Annotated in this window: 22 protein-coding genes and 1 pseudogene; 5 read left to right on the forward strand and 18 right to left on the reverse strand. The window is 41.0% G+C overall.

The features are described from left to right. Positions 1-18: 18 nt before the first annotated feature. Positions 19-225: a hypothetical protein gene (locus JCM19033_RS05155; protein WP_232725404.1), complete on the reverse strand. Its 207-nt coding sequence runs from the start codon at positions 223-225 to the stop codon at positions 19-21. 145 nt (positions 226-370) lie between these two features. On the opposite strand from JCM19033_RS05155, the gene JCM19033_RS05160 reads away from it, so the two are divergent. Then, positions 371-1,003, forward strand: coding sequence for a CoA pyrophosphatase (locus tag JCM19033_RS05160; RefSeq protein WP_269757972.1), 633 nt, complete (start codon positions 371-373; stop codon positions 1,001-1,003). Between the two features lie 131 nt (positions 1,004-1,134). On the opposite strand, the gene JCM19033_RS05165 is transcribed toward JCM19033_RS05160, so the two are convergent. Together JCM19033_RS05165 and mtnN are read right to left on the reverse strand one after the other, a co-directional pair. Then, positions 1,135-1,407 (reverse strand): YrhC family protein, encoded by a 273-nt coding sequence (locus tag JCM19033_RS05165; RefSeq protein WP_054635517.1) that lies wholly within the window; start codon positions 1,405-1,407, stop codon positions 1,135-1,137. A 117-nt stretch (positions 1,408-1,524) separates the two neighbouring features. Beyond that, positions 1,525-2,217: a 5'-methylthioadenosine/S-adenosylhomocysteine nucleosidase gene (mtnN, locus tag JCM19033_RS05170; RefSeq protein ID WP_054635518.1), complete on the reverse strand. Its 693-nt coding sequence runs from the start codon at positions 2,215-2,217 to the stop codon at positions 1,525-1,527. Positions 2,218-2,323: 106 nt separating this feature from the next. Here mtnN and JCM19033_RS05175 point away from each other — a divergent pair, with 106 nt between their 5' ends. Next, positions 2,324-2,539 (forward strand): DUF2536 family protein, encoded by a 216-nt coding sequence (locus JCM19033_RS05175; protein WP_054635519.1) that lies wholly within the window; start codon positions 2,324-2,326, stop codon positions 2,537-2,539. 399 nt (positions 2,540-2,938) lie between these two features. On the opposite strand, the gene JCM19033_RS05180 is transcribed toward JCM19033_RS05175, so the two are convergent. The 13 genes and pseudogenes from JCM19033_RS05180 to JCM19033_RS23180 form a co-directional block, all read right to left on the reverse strand. Next, positions 2,939-3,709 carry a YrrS family protein gene (locus JCM19033_RS05180; RefSeq protein WP_054635520.1) on the reverse strand — a complete coding sequence of 257 codons (771 nt, stop codon included), beginning with the start codon at positions 3,707-3,709 and terminating at the stop codon, positions 2,939-2,941. Positions 3,710-3,913: 204 nt separating this feature from the next. Then, entirely contained in the window at positions 3,914-4,390 is a 477-nt protein-coding gene (gene greA, locus JCM19033_RS05185; RefSeq protein WP_054635521.1) for a transcription elongation factor GreA, read from the reverse strand. 279 nt (positions 4,391-4,669) lie between these two features. Further along, positions 4,670-5,947, reverse strand: coding sequence for a U32 family peptidase (locus tag JCM19033_RS05190; protein ID WP_054635522.1), 1,278 nt, complete (start codon positions 5,945-5,947; stop codon positions 4,670-4,672). 13 nt (positions 5,948-5,960) lie between these two features. Continuing rightward, on the reverse strand, positions 5,961-6,893 hold the full coding sequence (locus tag JCM19033_RS05195; RefSeq protein WP_054635634.1) for a peptidase U32 family protein: 933 nt from the start codon (positions 6,891-6,893) through the stop codon (positions 5,961-5,963). 5 nt (positions 6,894-6,898) lie between these two features. Further along, positions 6,899-7,546 (reverse strand): O-methyltransferase, encoded by a 648-nt coding sequence (locus tag JCM19033_RS05200; protein WP_054635523.1) that lies wholly within the window; start codon positions 7,544-7,546, stop codon positions 6,899-6,901. A gap of 145 nt (positions 7,547-7,691) precedes the next feature. Further along, complete coding sequence (gene mltG / locus JCM19033_RS27135) at positions 7,692-8,183, reverse strand: endolytic transglycosylase MltG (protein ID WP_306301229.1); 492 nt, start codon at positions 8,181-8,183, stop codon at positions 7,692-7,694. After that, positions 8,183-8,704, reverse strand: coding sequence for an endolytic transglycosylase MltG (locus JCM19033_RS27140; RefSeq protein ID WP_306301230.1), 522 nt, complete (start codon positions 8,702-8,704; stop codon positions 8,183-8,185). The genes mltG and JCM19033_RS27140 overlap by 1 nt, the downstream gene beginning before the upstream one ends. A gap of 253 nt (positions 8,705-8,957) precedes the next feature. Next, entirely contained in the window at positions 8,958-9,257 is a 300-nt protein-coding gene (locus JCM19033_RS05210; RefSeq protein WP_054635524.1) for a DUF1292 domain-containing protein, read from the reverse strand. 43 nt (positions 9,258-9,300) lie between these two features. Next, positions 9,301-9,717, reverse strand: coding sequence for a Holliday junction resolvase RuvX (gene ruvX, locus JCM19033_RS05215; protein ID WP_054635525.1), 417 nt, complete (start codon positions 9,715-9,717; stop codon positions 9,301-9,303). Next, a complete protein-coding gene (locus tag JCM19033_RS05220) occupies positions 9,714-9,986 on the reverse strand; it encodes an IreB family regulatory phosphoprotein (RefSeq protein WP_054635526.1) in 273 nt (90 codons plus the stop codon). Before JCM19033_RS05220 ends, ruvX begins: the two co-directional genes overlap by 4 nt. A 196-nt stretch (positions 9,987-10,182) precedes the next feature. After that, positions 10,183-12,818, reverse strand: a pseudogene (alaS, locus tag JCM19033_RS05225) (alanine--tRNA ligase). Between the two features lie 417 nt (positions 12,819-13,235). Further along, entirely contained in the window at positions 13,236-14,705 is a 1,470-nt protein-coding gene (putP, locus tag JCM19033_RS05230) for a sodium/proline symporter PutP (RefSeq protein WP_054635527.1), read from the reverse strand. A gap of 27 nt (positions 14,706-14,732) precedes the next feature. Then, positions 14,733-14,882 (reverse strand): hypothetical protein, encoded by a 150-nt coding sequence (locus JCM19033_RS23180; protein ID WP_157049743.1) that lies wholly within the window; start codon positions 14,880-14,882, stop codon positions 14,733-14,735. Between the two features lie 173 nt (positions 14,883-15,055). On the opposite strand from JCM19033_RS23180, the gene JCM19033_RS05235 reads away from it, so the two are divergent. The 3 genes from JCM19033_RS05235 to JCM19033_RS05245 all read left to right on the forward strand — a co-directional run bounded on the left by JCM19033_RS05235 (position 15,056) and on the right by JCM19033_RS05245 (position 19,435). After that, on the forward strand, positions 15,056-16,462 hold the full coding sequence (locus tag JCM19033_RS05235; protein WP_054635528.1) for a sigma-54-dependent Fis family transcriptional regulator: 1,407 nt from the start codon (positions 15,056-15,058) through the stop codon (positions 16,460-16,462). A gap of 254 nt (positions 16,463-16,716) precedes the next feature. Continuing rightward, on the forward strand, positions 16,717-18,267 hold the full coding sequence (pruA, locus tag JCM19033_RS05240) for an L-glutamate gamma-semialdehyde dehydrogenase (RefSeq protein WP_054635529.1): 1,551 nt from the start codon (positions 16,717-16,719) through the stop codon (positions 18,265-18,267). A gap of 256 nt (positions 18,268-18,523) precedes the next feature. Beyond that, entirely contained in the window at positions 18,524-19,435 is a 912-nt protein-coding gene (locus JCM19033_RS05245) for a proline dehydrogenase family protein (protein WP_054635530.1), read from the forward strand. On the opposite strand, the gene JCM19033_RS05250 is transcribed toward JCM19033_RS05245, so the two are convergent. Both JCM19033_RS05250 and JCM19033_RS05255 read right to left on the reverse strand, forming a co-directional pair. Then, positions 19,413-19,967 (reverse strand): AI-2E family transporter, encoded by a 555-nt coding sequence (locus JCM19033_RS05250; protein ID WP_054635531.1) that lies wholly within the window; start codon positions 19,965-19,967, stop codon positions 19,413-19,415. The two genes, JCM19033_RS05245 and JCM19033_RS05250, sit on opposite strands and share 23 nt — an antisense overlap. Then, positions 19,930-20,337, reverse strand: a complete 408-nt coding sequence (locus JCM19033_RS05255; RefSeq protein WP_198153409.1) for an AI-2E family transporter — start codon at positions 20,335-20,337, stop codon at positions 19,930-19,932. The genes JCM19033_RS05250 and JCM19033_RS05255 overlap by 38 nt, the downstream gene beginning before the upstream one ends. Positions 20,338-20,624: the final 287 nt, after the last annotated feature.

Below are 20,624 nucleotides of genomic sequence, written 5' to 3' on the forward strand. Positions count from 1 at the left end.
CTTTTTCTCATTCTATCCTTAATACGGTCTATATTTTTTTTCCGTTGCAGATGTGTCTTTTGTTTTATCCTTTTTGCGATGGTCTTCCTCTTCAATTTTTTGTTCTTCAAGAGGAAGTTCATCTACAGGCATTGTTGACTGGTCACGTTCCATCTGCTTGTCCTTATCTTCTCGAAAAACCTTAGCATCACTCTCAGAAGCAGCTTTTTTATTTTGTTCTGCCACTGAAATCACCTCACTATTTTTATAGGATCACTTTTTACACTCATACCACTTACGTCGTTTTTCAAACATCCTGGTAAATAATATCTGCTTGTATTGCAAGATAAATTTTTAATAGAAAGAATATGATATGGGGGAGGAGCCTCATTTGAATAAAAACATGGAAACTATAAAAAAGAATCTTTTAGGAAGAAAGCAAGGTGTAATTGGGGAAAAAACATCCTCAAAATTCAGTGTAGTTATTCCTCTTATTCAAAAAGATGGAGAACTCCACATTCTTTTTGAAGTAAGATCTCCCTATTTAAATAGCCAGCCAGGAGAAATATGTTTTCCCGGAGGAAGAGTAGACCCCGAAGACCCATCGGAACAATACGCTGCGGTTAGAGAGCTTTGTGAAGAAGTCGGGCTAGAGGAAAAGGATGTAGAGATCATCGCCCCGCTCGATCGTTTTGTACCGCCGTTTAACCGAATCATCTATCCATATGTTGGCTTAATTGGAGAAAGTGCTACTCTTTCAGCCAATGAAGCAGAAGTAGCAGAACTGTTTACTGTCCCACTTCATTTTTTTCAAAAAAACGAACCAGAAAAACATGAAGTATTTCTCCAAGTTAAGCCTGGGGATAGTTTTCCTTATCACTTAATACCAGGCGGTGAAAATTATTCTTGGCGTGTCGGCAGTATCCCAGAGTATTTTTATATATATGAAAGCTACGTCATCTGGGGACTGACAGCAAGAATTCTGATGCATTTTCTTGAGGAGGCATCTCTTTTAGTGGATTGATATTTTTCAATCACCTTTACCTCTGTTCCTTTTAAGGAGTTGCAGCCTATTAACCGCAGTAACCGTAGGCACTTTCCTTCTTCTTAACAAAAAACAAGCAAGATCCTTATTCAGGGACCTTGCTTGTTTGTTTATAAATTCGAATCTTTTTCTTCCCAGCATTTCATGCTTATTCTATGAAGAACCATTGCAGCGCCACATAACGTAAATACTGTTAGGATCGTAATTTGCGGATACTCAGTGAATCCCGTGTTAGTATCTGGAAGAAAAAAACCTATTGTAATAAAAGCAGCAAGAGACAGCAATATGAAACTAAACCTCTTGTAATCCCCGGCTTTTGCTCTATCTGCTCTTGAGAGTTTTCGGCTGATTTTCTGTCTATCTTTCTGTTGTCCATTATCCATGCACCCTCTTCTTTAATATGCATTCCTACATATTTTAACATGGACAAGTAGTCAGTGAGTGAATAATTTTTGCCAAATTCGTAAATAATTCCCTTAATCTTTTTGTACTAAACCTTTTTATTGTATTTCTTTTACGATTTTCATTACTAGATTAGCTGAATGCACGGATGCTTTCTCAAGAAATTGATCATATGACATCTTTGCATCCTTGCCTGCGACATCACTTAAAGAGCGGATAATCACAAATGGAACCTCAAATTGGTGGCATACATGGGCTATTGCTCCTGCCTCCATTTCAGCGCATTGGGGTTCCTTGAATGTTTCTTTTACCAAAGCTACTCTTTCTTCTTCACTCATAAATGAATCACCTGAGACAATTAAACCAGTAACCGATGGAATGCCGATTCCCTGGGCACATCGCTGAGCCGCTTGAACCAGGCGGGTGTCTGGAGAAAACTCGGCAGGCATTCTAGGAACCTGGCCAAACTCATAGCCAAAAACTGTCGCATCAACATCGTTATAGCGAACTTCACTTGAAATAACAAGGTCTCCAGTCTGCAGAGCGGGATCGAGCCCTCCGGCTGACCCTGTATTAATGACAGCCTCTGGTTTGTAAAGCTGCAGGAGAAGAGTAGTTCCTATAGCAGCATTTACTTTTCCGATACCGGACTTAAGAAGCACCACATCCTGGCCCTCGAGTCTTCCATGATAGAAGAGCGCTCCTCCCACTGATGTCTCTTCTACGTCATCCATCTTACTACGTAATAGTTCTACCTCTTCTTCCATAGCACCTATAACAGCAATTCTCATTATGTAACCTCACAATCGAAATTATTATATTTTCTTCACAAGTTATGAATACTATTTTATAATACAAAAGCAGCTGCGAAAAGAGCAAGTAAAGGAGGAGTAACTGTTGAACCTGAACCTACAACCTATACACGACAAGGTAGAATTTTTTGAAGCCGAAAGCTTAAAAAAACTGGAGGAAAAAATCTCTTCACAAATTGAGACCAATGACGCCATCATGCTGGAGGTTCATCATGTTGGACACCATGTCTCTATTCATCCGAAAACATCTCAGCCATATTATACAGCAGTCGTTCATTTTAAGGCTAAAACAAGCAAATAAAAAGGTAATTGAAAAGAGAATCTTTCTCTCATTTTTTCATAAGCAGGCTTCTTATTCTGTTCCCTAAGTTTTACTTCAGGGCTCAAGTGAGATGGTCCTTTGTGGTGAATAACGGCCTGCATGGACATCTAAATAATAGGCTTTGTTACATCTGTTGTTGTAAAACGCTCCCTAACACAGGAAAGTACAAGTGCGACATCCATTCATGCCTCGCTTCATTTCCATTCACGGGGTGTCTTCTATGCCTGGGAGATGGCCTCAGCTTCGGTGAGACAACCACTTTGCTGGATCTTTGCCTCTGCTATTTCCGATTATTTATAAACAGAGCCGCATATTGAAAACAGGCTGTTGAGAGATTGTGCTCAACAGCCTGTTTTTCCCCTTTACAGGTTTATTTAATTAATTGGTGTAAGGGTTGCCGTCTAGTACTTCTACGTTTACCGGCTTCCACCCTTCCCCTTCAATGAATTCGATCGTTACACGGTAAGGCTGATGCCTTTCCTCATAGAGTCCGACAGTACCCACAGCCGTAGTAGCATTTCCGCCGTTTTCTAGTCGCCAAATTGTCATGTCGTCACGGCTGATTCCTGTTGCGTATTCCATAGCCATTTCCATTTCATTCCAATTTTGACTTCCACTGCTGAAATTATGGGTAAATGATCCAGACTGCTCTGTTCCGATGGGCTCCCAGTCACCTTCATTTTCTGGAATCTGAGGTCCATCGATTTCACTTCCTTCTTCATCAGAATCTTCCCGTGCTTCCTCTTCTTCTCTTTCATCAGCTGCGTCATCTCCGTCAGAATCCGCTTCTTCTTCCTCTTCTTCTCTCGCTTCCTCGTTTTCTTCTATAGCCTCATCATTTTCCTCTTCTTCGTATGCTACTGTGTCTGCTTCTTCTGGAACAGCATGCTCTTCAACTTCATTCTCTTCCATTGTATCCTCGTTCAAGTTCTCATCTGCTTCCTCTTCGGTTGCTACGTCATCTGCAGGGTCTGGAGAATCCTGCTCAGCCACCTGTTCATTTCCCCCAAAGAATAGAGTACCCCCAAAGAAAAGGACTAGAGCTGCCACAATTCCGATAGCCGTGTTAAGAATTCTGTTCATTTTCCTTCTTTTCCGCAATTCAAAACGTGTGTCCTCGCCAAATCCTCTATTATTATTATTATTCATTTCACTTATCACCTGCACTATTTCTATTTGATATCTTGATAAGCCGTGAATTTGCCTGACTCTTAATACCCTGTATATATCATAAAAGATTTTGTTAGAAGAATCGAGTGGTTTTCGACCTTTTTTTCATTCTTTGACACATTTTGATAAAGAAAAAGAGAGCGGCTCAAAAGTCAGACTTTTTGAGCCGCTCTCTTTCATTCATTAACTTACTTCAATAATTTCAACCTCTAGTTCACCGCCAGGTGTGTTAACCATGACTTTGTCACCGACTTTGCGTCCTAACAGGCTTTGTGCCATTGGAGAGGAATTGGAAATTTTACCTTCTAAAGGATCAGACTCAGCACTTCCGACAATTGTATATACTTCCTCATCTCCGTCAGGGAGTTCTTTGAATTTAACTGATTTCCCAAGCGCCACTTCTGAATTGTTGGAAGCATCTTCTTCAATTATTTCAGCATTTTTCAGCATCTTTTCAATTTGTGCAATTCTTCCTTCCACGAAGGCTTGCTCATCTTTTGCTGAATCATACTCTGAGTTCTCGGAAAGGTCGCCAAAGCTTCTAGCTACTTTAATCCGTTCAACCACTTCTTGGCGGCGCTCTGTTTTAAGAAACTCTAATTCCTCTTCCAGCTTTTTTCTTCCCTCTTCCGTCATATAATGCTTTTGATCTTCAACCATATCTTTCACTCCTCTTAAGCGCTTTACATCTTATCTAGGTAGTTATAAGAAATAACATATTTGGGAGTAATCGTCAGCGCCTTGCCCTTCCACAAGGAAAACACAATCCACTTGAAATCTCCGCTTATACAATAAGATAAGAAGAAAAGCAAGGTTACCCTCGCTTCTCTGAAAACCCTTTAAAATATTATTTCTGCCATATATCATACGCAGAAACAAGCATAATTACAATTATTTTTTTAATTAATTCTCTGATTAACCAATTTTTTCTTTTTTGGACTATGCCTGACTTTTATCCTTCCTCATCATATTGTAGGGATTCACAGGCTTATCCACTTTAAAAGAGACCGTTTGAAGAGGATGGCGGGCTGCATCAATGCTTTCTCCATCTTCATCATAAAGTTCTGTAACCACTTGGGAAAAGGGCTCAATATCCGGTCCGAAGAATTCAACAATATCTCCCGGCTTAAAGTAGTTTCGCTGCTGGAGAGTCACCATTTGATCCTCTTCATTATATGAAAGAACTAAACCGGCAAAATCAAAGGTAGTTTTCTTAGAATTTCCTCCCCACAATTGTTCTTTGTAGGATGGGGTATTTTCAAAGAAAGCAGGAGCTGTATCTCTATTTGCACACTTATCAAGCTCCCTCAGCCACTCTTTGTTAATCCTAAAGTTATCGGGGTCAGCACAGTAGGCATCGATTACTTTTCGATACACGGAAGCCACAGTAGCCACGTAATGTATAGATTTCATTCGTCCTTCTACTTTCAAACTGTCAATTCCCGCCTCAATCACTTTCGGGATGGATTGGATGAGATTTAAATCTTTCGGGCTCATTGTAAAGTTTGCGTCATCTTCTGCAAACAAAGGATTCTCAATTCGTCCTTCCCCATCTGCTCCTTCTTCATACAAATCGTAATTCCAACGACAGGACTGACAGCAGCCTCCACGGTTAGAATCACGAGCCGTCATATGATTGCTCAATACACACCGTCCTGAATAAGAAATACACATGGCTCCATGAACGAAGGCTTCCACTTCAATGTCTACATGTTTCTTTATTTCAAGCATTTCTTCCATGCCTACTTCTCTTGCCAGAACCACTCGTTCAAGCCCTTGCTCTTTCCAAAACTTCACAGCAAGCCAGTTAGCTAATGACTGCTGGGTTGACAAATGAACCTCAAGTTTTGGAGCTGCCCGGCGGCATGTCTCAATAATTAAGGGATCAGCTACAATAATGCCCGTAACCTCAACCTCTTCCAGGTCTTTCAAATATTCCTCCAGCCCATCCATATTTTCATTGTGAGCGTAAATATTTGTGGTCACATAAACCTTAGCCCCGTACTTTTTAGCAAATTGTACCCCCTCGCGCATCTCTTCTTTCGAAAAGTTATCCGCGTTTGAGCGCAGGCCGAATTCCTGTCCGCCAATATATACAGCATCTGCTCCGTAATGAACCGCTATCTTTAATTTTTCGAGATTTCCGGCCGGAAGCAAAAGTTCAGGCTTTTTTGTAATAACCCGTTTTCCTGCTTTGCGTTCTGCAATAGCTTCCATCATTTTTCCTCCTTTAATATACCGTTTCTTTAAAGAAGAAGCCGGTATCTAAACTGCGGTGCTCAGGCTGCAACGCCTCTGCCGCTTTAAGAAAATCTTCTCGTTTCTCATTATATTCATCCGGAGAATTTCTATAGAGATCAATGGCTTCTCTGTACAAGGCTGTAACGTTTCTAATATACTCAGCATTTTTAAGAATTCCATCTATTTTAAAACTGTCAACTCCAGCATCAAGCATTTCATCGAGCTCATCAATGATACACATATCGTTTGGACTCATGATATGGGTCCCATTACTGTCTTCAAAAATAGGATATTTCGCATCTCGTTCAGGGTCATACAAGAACATACCCCGGTCCTTGCTCCTGCGCTCTACTTTTAAGCTTTTCCCCTGGTATTCCATATAATTGCCGACTAACCGTCGTTTTGACTGGAACATGGCAGTCATTCCATGGACCTGGACTTCTATTTCCACGTTTGCATTTTCTTTTGTTTCGACGACGGCATCCAAATTAATCTCTCTAGCAAGGACTGCACGCTTTGCTCCTTTTTCTCCCCAGTAATTGGCTGTAAACCAGTTGGTTGCTGTCGTTTCCGTGTTCCAATGAAGAGGAAGATCTGGAGCCGCTTCTCTGGCTGCCATCAGGACTGCCGGGTCTCCAAATACGACAGCGTCTCCTTTGATCTCTTTCACATAACGTAAATAATCAAACAGGTCGTTAACCTGGTCATTATGAAAAATGGCATTCATAGCTACATAAGCTTTGATTCCTGCTGTATGAGCTGCTTCCACTGCCTTCTTTAATTCACCTCTGTCAAATTCTCCTGCTAAACGCAGACCATATGCCTCCTCGCCAATCAGGACTGCGTCCGCACCAGCCTCAGCAAGGGGGGCAATATCCTCAACTGACAATGGAGTCACAAGTAATTCAGGTCCTTTATCCATTATCATCACCAGCTTTCCTTTCTTGTGGTTACTGCAATTCCATCACCAACGGGAAGAATTGCCGTAGTATATTCAGGATGATTTAATAACCATTCGTTGTATTCTTTTACTTTACGTACCATCGTCTTCATTCTTTTCGGGCTTTGCTCAGGATCAGTCACGTACCCTTTAAAAAGAACATTGTCTGTAATAATTATCCCGTGATTATTTAGAAGCGGGGTATACATAGTAAAAAAGTTCTTATACTGGCCTTTGGCAGCATCAATAAATAATACATCATATGGAGCCATTTCTTCAAGCTTTTTACGTTCTTCTAATGCATCACCATACACAAGGGTAATCCTATCCTCTGCTCCGCTGCGAGCGATAAATTCAACTGCCTGGTTATATCTTTTCTCATCACGCTCGATGGTTGTTACAGTTAATCCCTTGACCCCTTTTGCCATACGCAAAGCAGAATATCCAATAGCCGTTCCAATCTCCAAAACTTTACTTGCATTATGCACTCTCAAAATCTGCAGTACTGCTTCAAGGGAGATGGTGTCAATTATAGGGATATTCTCCTGTCTCGCTGTCATTTCCATCTCCTTTAAGAGATCTTTCTGCTCAGGGTACAATGAGAGTAAATATGCTTCTATGGTTTCACCGTTCATTACTGTCTCCTTTACACTTTCTTATCTTGCGTCATTTTACCATAGAATATCTTTAATTTCTAAGCGTCGCACCATTTCCTTGCAGAGAAGAGATGAAAGGGTGACAGCATAAAAAAGGCTGCCCTGTCTGGACAGCCTGCAGAAATTACTCTGCTTCTTCTTCCTGATCTCCTCCGCCTTCTACCCATTCATGACGATACTCCTGATGTACCCGATTATGCTCTTCATAGGTCTCATTATAAATAACTTCTCCATTATACCGGGCATAGAAATATAAATAGCTGCTATCTTCAGGATTTAGCACAGCTTCTATAGAGTCCCGGCCAGGACTTGCAATCGGGCTTGGAGGCAGTCCTCCGTACATGTACGTATTATATGGTGAATCCTCGGCGGTGTGGTCAAAGGTTGTCATATATTGGTGCTCTCCAAGGGCATAAGATACCGTAGGGTCTACCTGCAATCGCATGTCTTCATCTAATCTATTAAACAAGACGCCAGCAATTAATGGCCGGTCTTCATCCTGCTGTGCTTCTCTTTCCACTATGGAAGAAAGAGTGAGCAATTCATGAATGGTCAAATTAGTATCTGCCATTTGCTCTTCATAATCACCAAGGACATCCTCAGTTCTATCCAACATTAATTCAACAACTTCTTCGATTGAAGGGTCTTCTTCATAGAATCATACCTTGATGGAAAGAAGTATCCCTCAAAGGCATAACGAATTTCCTCATCCAAAATATCATCAGTTAAAATATCATAACGATCAATCAAGCCTTCTACGTACTCTTGATCCTGTATCACATCCATAATGTCCTCTACATCATGGGGAGTATACTCAGCAACCGTCTCTACAATGGACTCAAGCCAATATCCCTCTGGTATAGTAAAAATGATTTCTGGTTCTTCATCTATACGGCCTTCTTTAAGCTCTTCAATAATCTCGTCAATATCCATGGCTCTTGAAAGCTCATATTCACCAGCCTGAAAGCCTCCTTCGTTTTGATAGCGGACATAGTAGCGGAAAAAGGTTCCATTTTGAATGATATTTTCTTCTTCTAATATTTCTCCAATCTGTGCTGTCGAAGAACCGATAGGTATTTCGACAATTTGTCCTTCCGCTTCTTCCTCCTGGGGGCCAATAGCAGATTGTACATACATGTAGCCCCTGCGAGTATTCCTGCTATAGCAATTACAATAACAAGCAGGGAAATCATTACAATTTTCCGTATAATTCTGGCTTGTTTCGCTCTTTTCGTCATTGATTTTTCTACTTCTTCTTTGTCAATATCCCGCACTCTCTTCCCCTCCCCGTACTATTATATAATATTAGTCAAATTTCGCTAAAGTCGGAGCCTTTTTTATGTATGAATAAAAAAGCCTTTCTGCTTTATGCAGAAAGGCTGAAATTCACTTAAATCTGATCTTCCGCGCTTAAAGTTTCAATCATCTCTTCAACCATATCCCACTCTTCATCTGATTCAATTGGATAAAGGGCCTGCTCCGCATCTTCTCCATCCTTTTCCTCGTAACGAAAAGCGTAAACTTCAATTTCTTCTTCCTCTTCTTCTTCTTCATCCTGCTGCTCACCAGCTGAAGTTAAAACCATATATGAATGGCCTGTCTGCTCCAGGTCAAAAGTAAACAGGATATCTAAAAGATGCTCATTACCTTCATCATCAGTTACTGCGATTGTTTTGTTTTCTTCTGCCATATCATACACCTCCTACTCTTTGTGTACCCTGATTCATTTTAGTTTACCCATGTTGATCCAAATATCCTTGTAAAATCATAACTGCTGCCATTTTATCCACTACTTGTTTTCTTTTCTTACGGCTTACATCGGCGGAAATAAGGGTTCTTTCCACTGCCTGGGTGGTCAGTCTTTCATCATACATTACAACTGGCAGTGAAACCTCTTTTTCCAGAGACTGGGCATACTCCTGGCATTGTTCCCCTCTTGGACCGATGGTTCCATTCATGTTTTTAGGGAGCCCGACAACAATTTTTGTTATTTCATACTCCTTGATAAGCTCTTTGATGCGAGGAAACGACGTCTCAACATCTTCATCTTTGAGATGAATGGTCTCTACCCCTTGAGCAGTCCACCCCATTGCATCACTAACAGCGATGCCAATACGCCGTGTCCCTAAATCTATGCCTAATACTTTCATTTTGATTCCTTTCTCGTGTGGTTCAAATAAGAACGTACTAATTCCTCAATCAACTCATCACGTTCCAGTTTCCTAATAAGAGAACGCGCTTCTTTGTACCGGGGAATGTATGCTGGATCTCCAGACAACAGATACCCTACAATCTGATTAATGGGATTATAGCCTTTCTCTTCTAAAGCTTCATAAACTGTTAAAAGTACCTCTTTTGCCTCTGCATCAAAAGAATCGTCGGGAACGTTAAATTTCATTGTGTTGTCATTAGAACCCACTGCACACACCTCTTTCTTCTTAGGTTAACGGTGAAGGCAACCAAGGAACAAACCGTACCTTTATATCATGAAAGTCCTGCTTTGAGACTGATATGGCATTAAAAGAGAATTTCCCATACATACAGTAACCTGTCCAAAGTGAAAGCTGCAACGTTAACCTATCCTCTTTTTTCCATTGTACATCAAATAATTCGGTTTAGGAAATGGCGCTGATTATACCCGGAACAGCGGCAAGAGCTTCTTGTAATTTTTCTGGCTTCTTTCCGCCTGCTTGAGCCATATCTGGGCGGCCCCCGCCGCCTCCGCCGCAAATGGAAGCTGTTTCTTTCACAATTACGCCTGCTTTATAGCCATTTTCAATTAAATCTTTTGTTACACCTGCGACAAAATTGACTTTCCCGTTATTTTCAGCTCCTAATACCACAATACCAGATCCTAGCTTGTTTTTCAGTTCATCAACTGTATTTCTCAAAGCATCCATGTCGGTTGCAGTTACTTGTTTTGCAATGACCTTAACTCCATTTACTTCCTCGGCCTCATCAATCAGGCTTCCTGCTTCCATGTTACCCAGCTTAGCCGAAAGAGATTCATTTTCTCTTTGAAGATCACGGATTTGCTGACGAAGGGCTTCTACACGCAGAGGAACATCTTCTGGTTTTTTCGCTTTTACTATATTCTCTGTTTCCCTCAGTATTTGTATTTGATCATTCATGACTTCATAAGCTTTTTTCCTGTCACAGCTTCTATTCTTCTGACCCCAGCGCCAATACCTGCTTCAGAAACGATCTTAAACAACCCTATTTCAGCAGTGTTCCTTACATGACAGCCCCCGCAAAGTTCAACGCTGTAGTCTCCAACTTGTACTACTCTGACTCTTGAGCCGTACTTTTCACCAAATAAAGCCATAGCTCCCATCGCTTTAGCTTCTTCAATATCTTTTTGCTCTATGACTACGGGAATTGCTTTCCAGACATGTTCATTTACAATGGCTTCAATTTTTTCAAGCTCTTCTTCTTTTACTTGTCCAAAATGAGAAAAATCAAAGCGGAGACGCTCTTGGCTCACAAGGAACCAGCCTGATTAACATGCTCTCCAAGTACATCTTTTAAAGCTTGATGGAGCAAATGAGTGGAAGTGTGGTTCTTAACAATATCAATTCTTTCCGTTTCTTCCACTGTAGCCTGTACTGTCATTCCCTTTTTTAAGGTTCCTTCTTTCACTTCAATCGTATGAAGGTGCTGCCCGTTCGGAGCTTTTTGTACATCCTTTACTAAAGCGTATACCCCGTCGCCTGTTAAAGACCCCTGGTCAGCGACCTGTCCTCCGCTTTCGGCATAAAACGGTGTCTTGTTTAAAATGACTTTCGCTTCACGACCGGCTGAAAGCGCATCTACTGTTTCCTTTTGATACACAATAACCTCCACTGCCGATTCAGCAGATAATTGTTCATAACCGGTAAATTCACTGTCAATTTTCACATCAGAGAGCACAGATTCCTGCGTCTGCATAGAGCCGCTGTCTTTTCGAGCTGCTCTTGCCCTCTCTCTCTGTTCAGCCATTTCCTTTTCAAATCCGGCTTCATCAATGGTAAAGCCTTTTTCTGTGACGTATTCTTCTGTTAAGTCTGCCGGAAATCCATACGTATCATATAACCTGAAGACCTCTTTTCCAGAAATAACCGTTTCTCCATTTCTCTTCGCTTCTTCCATCACATTCGACAGGATGGAGAGCCCTTCACTTAACGTTTCATGGAAACGCTCTTCTTCATTTTTTATTACTTTTTGAATAAAGGTTGATTTATCCTCTACTTCCGGATAGTAATCTTTCATAATTTCTCCTACTACCGGAACAAGTTCATACATAAAAGGACGATTGATATCTATTAATTTTGCATAGCGGACGGCCCGGCGAAGCAGCCTGCGCAGGACGTACCCTCGTCCTTCATTTGATGGGAGAGCTCCATCACCGACAGAAAAGCTAACAGTACGTACATGGTCGGCAATCACTTTAAAGGACTCATCTATTTGTTTGTTCTTCCCGTATTTTTTCCCCGAGATTTCTTCTGTTGCACGAATAATAGAGGAACAAATCAGTATCAAAATTCGTCTCTGCATCTTGAATGACAGAGACTATTCGTTCAAGTCCCATCCCAGTGTCAATGTTTTTCTTCGGAAGCGGTGTATAGGTATGGTCTGGATTGTGGTTAAATTGAGAAAATACAAGATTCCAAATTTCAAGGTACCTCTCATTTTCTCCTCCAGGATATAATTCAGGGTCATTTGAATCATCTCCGTATTCTGGTCCACGGTCATAGAATATCTCTGTGTTCGGACCGCTCGGACCCTCGCCAATGTCCCAGAAATTTTCTTCTAAACGTATAATTCTTTCTTCAGGAAGGCCTATTTTGTTTTTCCAATATTCAAATGCTTCATCGTCTTCAGGGTGAACGGTAACTGACAGCCGTTCAGGATCAAACCCAATCCACTTTTTGTCGGTTAAAAATTCCCACGCCCACTCAATAGCTTCATTCTTAAAATAATCTCCAATGGAGAAATTGCCCAGCATTTCAAAAAAAGTATGGTGTCTTGCAGTTTTTCCTACGTTTTCAATATCATTGGTACGGATTGATTTCTGGGCATTTACGATTCTAGGGTTCTCAGGAATCACTCTTCCATCAAAATATTTCTTTAACGTAGCTACCCCGCTGTTGATCCAAAGCAAGGATGGATCCTCATGGGGAATTAAAGATGCACTTGGTTCTACTGAATGGCCTTTTTCTTTAAAGAAATCTAAAAATTGCTGTCTAACTTCTGCAGCTGTAAGTCTTTTCATATATATCCTTCCTTTCATTTTTCAATTACGTGTCTCGCTTCTGGGACCAATAAGAAATCAGGCCAGATTGCGGCTGTTCGCTGTTCCAGGAAAGCTCCAGTAAACCAGCTAAGCTGTTTCAAGCACAAAAAAATCCCGTCCCTCCTTCAGGGACGAGAATATATCACGCGGTACCACCCTGGTTACGGATACAAGTCATCCGTCAACTCAGTCGGCCGTAACGTGGCCAGCGGCAGGGTTTTCCCGCACTCTGGAGTAGCTATTATGCCAATCTTCGCCTAGATTCCTTTCAGCCTCGGGAATCTCTCTCTGTTAGACGGGCTTTGGCTTTTCATTCCGTCATCGTATTATTATTTCTTTACATTTATCCTCTCTTATATATTAAACAATATTTATCCCCTATATTTCAAGTTTCCATTAGTTTTTTACCGAATTGAATTCATCAATAATCTCTTGCACTGGCTTTCGGTCCATGAGACTGACTGCAATAATCATTAATCCTCCAAATACAAAGCCTGGCACGATTTCGTAAAGGTCAAACAGACCTCCGCTTAGATTGCTCCAAATAATAACCGTTACTCCCCCGGTTACCATCCCAGCTAATGCTCCCCATTTGGTCATCCTTCTCCAAAAAAGAGACAGTAAAATAACCGGACCGAATGCAGCTCCAAACCCTGCCCACGCATATCCAACCAGATCTAATATAGTGCTGTCTGGGTTGTAAGCGAGAAGTGTTGCGATTAGGGCAATTCCCACGACTCCAATTCTCCCTATCCAGACAAGCTCTTTTTCCGTGGCAGCCGGCCTTAGAAGCCCTTTATAAAAGTCTTCTGCCAGCGCACTTGAAGAAACGAGGAGCTGTGAGTCAATTGTGCTCATGATCGCCGCTAAAATGGCAGCCAGTAAAAAGCCAGCTACCCATGGGTTAAACAAAACCTGGGTAAAAAGTATAAAAACGGTTTCTTCCGCACCCTCTGCAATAGGTGTACCAGGTCCGCCCCCTGCAAAGTAGGCAATTCCTGCAAATCCAGTAAATATGGCACCAAATAAGGCTAAAACCATCCAGCTCATTCCAATAAAGCGGGCTTTCCCCACTTCCTGGACAGATTTAATAGCCATAAACCTCGTAATAATATGAGGCTGGCCAAAATAGCCCAGTCCCCAGGCAAGAAGAGAGATAATCCCAATGGCTGTGGTTCCTGCAAACACGTCTAAATATGCAGTGTCCACTTCTCCTACAGCCTGAACACTTTCTCCCCAGCCGCCCATTTCATAAATGGCGACAACAGGAACAATAAGCAGGGCTAAAAACATAAGAATACCTTGAAAGAAATCGGTCCAGCTGACCGCTAAAAATCCTCCAAGAAAAGTATAGGAAATGATAACCGCCACTCCGATCCAAAGGGCGGACTCATAGGTCAGACCAAAGGAAGCTTCAAATAACCGAGCGCCTCCGACAAGGCCTGCAGAGGTATAAAAAGCAAAGAAAAGAAGAATAAACAGGGCAGAAATAATTCTCAGGATCTTCGTACGATCATGGAACCTGTTTTCCAGAAAATCAGGAATCGTAATGGAATCCTTTGCTACCTCCGTATATTGTCTAAGCCTTTTTGCTACAAACTGCCAATTTAAGTAAGCTCCAATAGCCAGGCCGACAGCAATCCATATTTCACTCATGCCTCCGACATACAACGCTCCAGGAAGACCTAACAAAAGCCAGCTGCTCATATCTGACGCCCCTGCACTTAAAGCGGCGACTCCTCCACCAAGAGACCTTCCTCCCAGGACATAATCCGACAAATTATGAGTGAGACGATAAAAAATAAGGCCGATAACAAGCATCCCTACTAGATATACAATAAAAGTAATTAATGTTGTTGTTTCCATTTCTAGTCCCCCTTTCCTCGTGAAGGATCAAACTTCCAAGTAATAAAAGATAAAATGATGAGCAGCGGCATTGGCACTAACAACCAAAACCATGTTGCTGCAGTTAGCGTGTACTCCACAAAACTCCCCCCTTTTGATCACGTCTACTATCATTGCAAGAACAATGCCAAGTTTCAACTATATCCTTTCCTTCTTATATATGCCAGAGCCTAGTCTGTTATTTCCCCTTGTCATGTGAATGAGTAAATTATAAAATAAAGCAAAAATGTTTTGCATTTACTGAAAATTTTTGCACTTTTGTTCTGCATCAGCAGTCTCCTGTCATACAACTATACCTGCGAGGTGAGGAAATGGAAGAAAAAATAAAAAGCGAGTTAATCGAGCCCCTTATACATCAAACAATCCTGGATAATATTGACCTAGGAATCAGAGTTGTAGATTCCGAGGCAAAGCCTATTATTTATAATAAAAAGATGCGTTCCATTGAATCCATGACCATGGAGGATTTTTCGAAAAAGAAAATTACTGATGTATTTCGATTTAAAAATAAACTGGACAGCAGGCTTCTTCAAGCATTACACCATGGAAGATCCTTTCACAATGAAAAACAAAACTATTTTAACAATAAAGGTGAAGAGATTACCACTATTAATAATATATTTCCGATAAAAAAAAGAGGAAAAACCATTGCAGCTGTTGAAATCGCTAAAGACATCACCCAGGTGGAGAAGCTGATTAGAGAAAATATAAAACGTAAGAGTAACACTACCTACACATTTGACAATCTAATCGGTGATTCACCACCGTTTAAAGAAGTAATTGAAAATGCTAAGAGAGCTACAAGGACCTCTTCTTCTGTTTTAATTGTTGGGGAAACTGGAACTGGCAAAGAATTATTTGCTCAAAGCATCCATAGTGGCAGTGAGAGAGCAGCTGGGCCGTTTATTACTCAAAACTGTGCCGCCTTACCAGAATCTTTAATTGAAGGCATACTTTTTGGCACAGTAAAGGGAGCCTTTACTGGTGCAATTGAACGCCCTGGGCTGTTTGAAGAAGCTGAAGGAGGGACTTTACTTCTTGATGAAATTAACTCTCTCCCCACTTCTCTTCAAGCTAAGCTCCTGCGAGCCATTCAAGAAAGAAAGGTAACAAGGATAGGAGAAACAAAAGAACGTCCCATAAATACACGTATAATAGCGACTATTAATGAAGACCCCATCGATGCAATTGCAGAAGGACGTTTACGAAAGGATCTTTATTATCGTTTAAGTGTCGTTACTCTTTTTATTCCGCCTCTTAGGGACCGAAAAGATGACACTTTCCCATTGGTGGAAGCTTTCTTAAGAAAATATAACTACCTTTTTCAAATGAACGTCAGCGGGATAACCGATGGCGTACGTGAGACCTTCCACTCCTATCATTGGCCTGGAAACGTCAGAGAACTTGAGCACGTGATAGAAGGGGCTATGAACTTAATTATTGAAGAAGAAAAAATTTCACATTCTCATCTTCCACCACACTTTCAGAATAAAATGAGGTTTGCTCACCACAGCCTGAAAGATGAAAATACCCTTCCCTTTTCATTAAAAAACGGAAACACTATGCCTCAAATGCTTGAAGAAATGGAAAAGTCCATGATCAAACATGCACTGCAAAATAATGAATATAATATAAAAAGATCAGCCAAAAAGCTAGGAATAAGCAGACAAAGCCTTCAATATAAGCTTGAAAAATTCAAAATTAATAAACAGGATTAGGAATGTTGTCTGCCTTTACCTCGTTTACACATTCGATTACCCGGCCTTCTTGGAATTTTACTAGGAAGGTTTTTCTATAACTTACATTTTCTTTACCTCTATGCAAAAAAATTTGCACTTAAATGCAATATATTTTTGCACTTTTCAGTCTCTTCTTGTTTTTCCTCACTGTTTTTATAAGCTTTTTATTTTGGCACGCTTTTTGCATTATTAAGTGGTGAAATCATTTATTAACGTAAAGGAGCTGATTTGTCATGGTATGGGCATATAGACACGAGCCATTCACTGATTTTACTAATCCCGATAATAAAAAAGAGTTTGATGAAGCCCTAACATTGGTTAAGCAGGAGCTTGGAAAAGAATACCCCCTTATTATAGGCGGAGAACGAGTAATGACAGAGGATAAAATAGTTTCTGAAAATCCATCTGACAAAAAAGAAATTGTCGGTTATGTATCAAAAGCGACAAAAGATCATGCAGAGAAAGCACATCAAAGTGCTCAGAAAGCCTTTGAATCTTGGAAAAAGTGGAAGCCAGAAGCACGGGCTAATGTTCTTTTTAGAACAGCAGCGATTGTTAGAAGAAGAAAGCATGAATTTTCTTCTTACCTCGTATATGAAGCAGGAAAGCCGTGGAAAGAAGCAGACGCCGATACAGCCGAGGCCATTGACTTTCTGGAGTACTACGGACGTCAAATTCTTACATTGAAAAATGGTGTTCCTATTCATAGCAGGGAGGAACTTGAGTTTAACCAGTTTACTTACATCCCCCTCGGTGTGGGTGTAACGATTTCCCCATGGAACTTTGCTTTTGCCATCATGGCCGGTACGACTGTCGGCCCCATGGTCTGCGGAAATACTATCTTGCTCAAACCAGCAAGCACAACACCTGTTATAGCATACAAATTTATGGAAGCTTTAGAGGAAGGCGGAATGCCTAAAGGGGTTGTCAATTACATCCCTGGAAGCGGCTCGGAAATTGGTGACTTTTTAGTTGATCATCCAAAGACAGCCTTTATTAATTTTACCGGTTCAAAGGATGTAGGAGTGCGTCTTTATGAGCGGGCAGCTAAAGTACAGCCAGGGCAAAAATGGTTCAAGCGGGCCAGCATAGAAATGGGCGGAAAAGACACGATCATTGTAGATAGTGAATGTGATATTGATACTGCCGTTGAATCTATCGTATACTCTGCCTTTGGATTCTCCGGGCAAAAGTGCTCCGCCTGCTCTCGTGCCGTTGTACATCAGGATGTATATGAGGAAGTGCTTAACAGAGTGACTGAACGAACGAAAGAATTAACTGTTGGAAACCCTGAAGAACCTGATAACTTCATGGGGCCGGTGAACGACCAGGCTGCCTATGATAAGATCATGGACTATATTGAAATTGGAAAAAGAGAAGGCACCTTAAAAGCAGGTGGCTTTGGTGACGACTCAAAAGGGTATTTTATCAAGCCTACTGTGTTTTCTGATGTGGAGCCTGAAGCGAGAATTATGCAGGAAGAAATATTTGGTCCTGTTGTGGCTTTCTCTAAAGCCAAGGATTTTCAGGAGCTCTTAGACATTGCCAATAATACGGATTACGGTCTTACTGGTGCTGTGATTTCAAATAATAGGGAACACCTCGAGAAAGCCCGTGAGGAATTCATGGTTGGAAACCTTTATTTTAACCGGGGATGCACAGGAGCTATTGTAGGATACCAGCCATTTGGAGGATTTAATATGTCCGGTACAGACTCTAAAGCCGGAGGTCCTGATTACCTTCTCTTATTTATGCAGCCAAAAACTGTGACTGACCAATTCTAGAACATATAAAGGGGGTGTCCTATTAGGCAAACAGGGTATCGTTTTAACTAACCTAGGCTGAAATACAGGTAGACTCCAGACCCGCAGGCATAGAGGATATCGTGGAGGCACATGAAGTGAGCGTAAAAATGTTGATTTACTTGTGCCTTTATGAAAAGTGAAGTGTATATCTCCTGAAAAGAGCCTTTTGAGGACACCCTAGTTGTTCACTCATACCATGGTTACTTAAATTCATCGGTGCGTGGAGGGGTTGTAATTGAAAAATGTATCCAGAAGTTTTTTCCTTTATCTTTCACAAAGTAAAACGTTAAATAAAAGTGCCAAAAGATGGGGGCTTCGATTAGGGGCCTCCAAGGTTGTGGCGGGTACGACAATTGAGAGTGCCATGTCCACAGTCAAATCCTTAAATGCACAAGGCATTTTGTGCACGGTTGATCACTTAGGTGAGTATGTAACTGATGCAAAAGATGCTGCGGAAGCTCGAGAGTACTGTATCAAAATACTACAAGCAATAGCTTTAGAAAAAACTGACTGCCACCTATCTTTAAAACTGACTAAGCTTGGCTTGGACATTGACCGGTCTCTTTGCTTAGACAACATGAAGAGCATAGTAAGTGAAGCTAACGAACATGGTTTGTTTGTAAATATTGACATGGAAGACTACGGCCGTTATCAAACAACATTAGATATTCTGGCAGAGCTTCGAAAAGAATTTGATAATGTCGGCACAGTAATTCAAGCTTATTTATACCGTGCAGAAAGTGACCTTGATGCATTAAAAGGCATACCGCTGAGGGTAGTAAAAGGAGCCTACAAAGAGCCTCCCACCGTTGCCATGCAATCAAAAAAAGATATAGACGCCAACTTTTTAAAGCTAATAAAAAAACATCTTTTAAATGCCAGCTATACAGCCATTGCAACCCATGATCATGTAATTATCGAAGAAGTAAAGAAATTTGTGGATGATCACAATATTCCAAGAGATCTATTTGAATTTCAAATGCTGTATGGCTTCCGCAATGAGCTTCAACTTCAATTGGTTGGGGAAGGATATCGTTTTTGTTCCTATGTTCCTTTCGGTAATGACTGGTACGGCTACTTTATGCGCAGGCTTGCCGAACGGCCTCAAAATGTAAGCTTTGCAGTTAAGGGGCTGTTTTCCAGGTAGTTTTCTGTTCATTAAAGGCCCTTATCACTTTACTTATAATAACAAATACAGGTACAGCCAGAATCAGTCCAAGAACACCTGCTACTTCAAATCCTAACAATAAAGCAAATATAATAAGGAGGGGGTGTAAGTGCACGCTCTTACCTACTATTAGAGGTGAAAGAAGATTCCCTTCGATTTGCTGAATAATCAGGAGGGTAATACTTGTAATGATCAGCACCCTGAATGAGACTGTAGCTGCAACAAGGAGGGCGGGGATTGCCCCCAGGAATGCTCCGAAATAAGGTATAAGTTCCATTAAGGCAGCAAAAATCCCTAATAAAACAGGGAAAGGAACTCCGATAAGCCACAAGGCTGACGTTGTAATCAGTCCTATTGCCAAAGCAACAAGTACCTGTCCTTTTATGTACCCACCCAGTGCTTCATCTACTGCTCTTACTAATAAAAGACCCTCATCTCTCCACTTCTTTGGTGTAATTTGAACAACTGTTTTTTCAAAAGCCTCTAAATCTTTTAATAAATAAAAAGACAAGAAATGGAAGCAAAAAGATCACAATCATTCCATCAAACATTAGCTGCCAGCTTTCAAGCAAAGAACCAAGTCCTCTTTGAATACTTTGTTCTACTCGATCAATTCCTTCTTCCATTGCATCATGAAGAGCCGGGGGGAATTGGTCCGCTCTATGGTGAATCCATGTCATAGTCTGACTGAACTCCTGACTCCACTCTGGAATCTGCGTGATTAAACTTTCCACTTGATCAAATAAATAGGGCCCTCCCTTAATCACTCCCCACACGGTTCCGCCGATAAATAAACCATAAATCAGGAGAATGGAAAGAAATCTTGGGACTTTCCATTGTTCTATCTTATCTACTAATGGATGCAGAAGGTAAGTAATCAATCCGGCAAGAAGAAAAGGAAGAAGAATCTTTCCTGCTTTCTTTACTCCTTCCACCACCAGGGGAGAGAAGCATTAACAAATAAAAGCCTATCAGGATCAAAACAATGATTAAAATTCTAAGAACCCAGATTGTTTCTTTCTTCCTTTCCACCTTTCACCACCTCTATTTCCTAGCATGACTTTTTTTTACAAAAGTATGTACTCCCTCTAAATTAACTTGATATATGCCAGCCAATAGACAACATCCTGAAGCCGCTTTAACGCTCCTGTCTTTCTTCATCGGAAAC

The organism is Thalassobacillus sp. C254, from assembly GCF_001310615.1.

Excerpts from the sequence above, each read along its gene's own strand:
- JCM19033_RS05165 (WP_054635517.1), bottom strand. The coding sequence starts at position 1,407 with ATGGATAATGGACAACAGAAAGATAGACAGAAAATCAGCCGAAAACTC.
- mtnN (WP_054635518.1), bottom strand. The coding sequence starts at position 2,217 with ATGAGAATTGCTGTTATAGGTGCTATGGAAGAAGAGGTAGAACTATTA.
- JCM19033_RS05180 (WP_054635520.1), bottom strand. The coding sequence starts at position 3,709 with ATGAATAATAATAATAATAGAGGATTTGGCGAGGACACACGTTTTGAA.
- greA (WP_054635521.1), bottom strand. The coding sequence starts at position 4,390 with ATGGTTGAAGATCAAAAGCATTATATGACGGAAGAGGGAAGAAAAAAG.
- JCM19033_RS05190 (WP_054635522.1), bottom strand. The coding sequence starts at position 5,947 with ATGGAAGCTATTGCAGAACGCAAAGCAGGAAAACGGGTTATTACAAAA.
- JCM19033_RS05195 (WP_054635634.1), bottom strand. The coding sequence starts at position 6,893 with ATGGATAAAGGACCTGAATTACTTGTGACTCCATTGTCAGTTGAGGAT.
- JCM19033_RS05200 (WP_054635523.1), bottom strand. The coding sequence starts at position 7,546 with ATGAACGGTGAAACCATAGAAGCATATTTACTCTCATTGTACCCTGAG.
- mltG (WP_306301229.1), bottom strand. The coding sequence starts at position 8,183 with ATGTTGGATAGAACTGAGGATGTCCTTGGTGATTATGAAGAGCAAATG.
- JCM19033_RS27140 (WP_306301230.1), bottom strand. The coding sequence starts at position 8,704 with ATGTATGTACAATCTGCTATTGGCCCCCAGGAGGAAGAAGCGGAAGGA.
- JCM19033_RS05210 (WP_054635524.1), bottom strand. The coding sequence starts at position 9,257 with ATGGCAGAAGAAAACAAAACAATCGCAGTAACTGATGATGAAGGTAAT.
- ruvX (WP_054635525.1), bottom strand. The coding sequence starts at position 9,717 with ATGAAAGTATTAGGCATAGATTTAGGGACACGGCGTATTGGCATCGCT.
- putP (WP_054635527.1), bottom strand. The coding sequence starts at position 14,705 with ATGGAAACAACAACATTAATTACTTTTATTGTATATCTAGTAGGGATG.
- JCM19033_RS05235 (WP_054635528.1), top strand. The coding sequence starts at position 15,056 with ATGGAAGAAAAAATAAAAAGCGAGTTAATCGAGCCCCTTATACATCAA.
- pruA (WP_054635529.1), top strand. The coding sequence starts at position 16,717 with ATGGTATGGGCATATAGACACGAGCCATTCACTGATTTTACTAATCCC.